The sequence below is a fragment of the Methylobacterium sp. J-030 genome, from assembly GCF_022829545.1.
GTDB lineage: Bacteria > Pseudomonadota > Alphaproteobacteria > Rhizobiales > Beijerinckiaceae > Methylobacterium.
Genome location: NZ_JAKSYM010000387.1, coordinates 1 through 340, shown reverse-complemented (window position 1 = coordinate 340; position 340 = coordinate 1). Strand labels below are relative to the sequence as shown.

1 protein-coding gene is annotated in these 340 nt (G+C 70.0%); it reads right to left on the bottom strand.

From position 1 onward, the window contains the following. Nucleotides 1-183, bottom strand: a 183-nt coding sequence (locus tag MKK75_RS31385; RefSeq protein WP_244046387.1) for a hypothetical protein, incomplete at its 3' end; no start/stop codon positions are given. Between the last annotated feature and the right edge of the window lie 157 nt (nt 184-340).

Below are 340 nucleotides of genomic sequence, written 5' to 3'. Positions count from 1 at the left end.
GATCGGATAGGGCGTCAGATCGAGCGGGCAGGTGGCCGAGCCGGCCGCCGCCTTCTGAAGCGTCTCGCTCAGGACCTGCAGGTGCGCCTCGATCGTGATGGCGTCCGGATGGGGGTCGCACATCGCCGGCGGCATGCCGGGCTCGCGTGACCAGTTGTAGACCGGGCCGCCCATGGCCACCATGCGCCAGACCGGGTCGGAGGCGCAGCGCGGGCCGCGGATCGGGCTGTCCGCCCGGAGCTTCGGCAGCTCGTCGCGAATCGGTCAACGACGGTGTCCCTCCATCGTCCTCCTCCGGCGCTTGCTCGCCAATTGGTAGGTGCACTGCGAACTAACCGCC